The sequence below is a fragment of the Flavobacterium sp. GW821-FHT11G01 genome, assembly GCF_058808175.1.
This window is the reverse complement of record NZ_JBXARK010000027.1, coordinates 1-1,428: the sequence shown is the minus strand read 5'-3', so window position 1 is coordinate 1,428 and position 1,428 is coordinate 1. Positions and strand designations below refer to the sequence as shown.

At 42.8% G+C, this 1,428-nt stretch carries 1 protein-coding gene; it reads right to left on the bottom strand.

Translation table 11 applies throughout. The annotated features are described in order from the left end of the window. Nucleotides 1-1,427: bifunctional rhamnulose-1-phosphate aldolase/short-chain dehydrogenase (locus AC1RRN_RS21420; RefSeq protein WP_492969252.1), on the bottom strand; the 1,427-nt coding region annotated here is incomplete at its 3' end. Nucleotide 1,428 lies beyond the last annotated feature (1 nt).

Here is a 1,428-nt window from a genome sequence, read left to right as displayed (position 1 = left end):
GCACCTTCCTGAGCGAACTTTTTGGCAATTGCTTTTCCAATTCCTCCGGCTGATCCGGTGATAAGGGCAACTCTTCCTGATAAGGCTTTTGGTTTTGGCATACGTTGCAGTTTTGCTTCTTCCAATAACCAGTATTCGATATCAAAAGCTTCCTGATGTGGAAGTGAGGTATATTCTGAAACTGCCTCTGCACCTTTCATAACATTCACCGCATTCACATAATATTCTGATGCCAGTCTTGCCATGGTCTTATCCTTGGCAAAAGTGAACATTCCAACTCCGGGATACAATATCACAACCGGATTCGGGTCACGCATTGCCGGTGAATTTGATTTTTTACATTTGTTGTAATAATCCTTGTACATGGCTCTGTATGCTTCAAACGCAGGTTTTAATTTTGCTTTGATCGCGTTTACATCTGACAAGTCCTCGTTTGGATCCAGTTCCAGTACCAATGGGCTGATTTTGGTTCTCAAAAAGTGGTCCGGACAAGAAGTTCCAAGCGGAGCTAATTTCTCTAAATCATTTGAGTTGATGAATTCCAAAACCCTTTGATCATCGGTATAATGTCCGATCATCTGGCGCTCTGATGAGCAGAATCCTCTTAAGATTGGAGCAACTTTCGCCGCTTTCAATCTTCTTTGGTTCAACTCAAGGCTTTCTATTTTTTGTCCTCCAAAAACAGGACGTTTTTTTCCGTAGTTATTCTCTAAGTAAGTCGCACATTTCTCGATTACTTCAAGGGTGTTGATGTAACTATCATACGAAGTTTCTCCCCAGGTAAAAAGTCCATGGGAACCCAACATGATTCCGCGTAATTTTTTTCCTTTTTTCTCTGCTTCCTCAAGGCAAGCTCTTAGTTGCAATCCAAGGTCAAAGCCCGGACGTTGCCAGCCCACCCAGCCGATTTCACCATTGAATAATTCCTCGGTGATTTTGGCTCCGTCTTTGGCTGCAGCGATTGCAATAGCCGCATCGGGATGCAAATGGTCGATATGTTTGAATGGTAAGAATCCGTGTAATGGTGTATCGATAGATGGCGCTTTTGAGGCCAGATCGAAAATACAGTGGTTGAAAAGTTCCACCATCTCGTCTTCGAATTCTATTCCCCTGTAAACGTTCTCCAGATTACGAAGTCTCTCTAAATAAAGTGCCGCACATCCTGATTTGGTCAGTGTTCCGATATCTCCACCCGAACCTTTGATCCACATTACCTCTGAACTCTCTCCCGTTAACGGATCCTTGTCCGTAATCTTAACCGAAGTATTTCCCCCTCCGTAATTGGTCAATCGCAAATCAGCTCCCAGTAAATTGGAACGATAAATGAAAAGCGCTACTTCATCTCCTGCCAAAGCTGCTGCCTTTGACTCATCCCACAAATAGCTTACATGCTTAAAATTCATATGTGTTGTATTTATATTCGACATT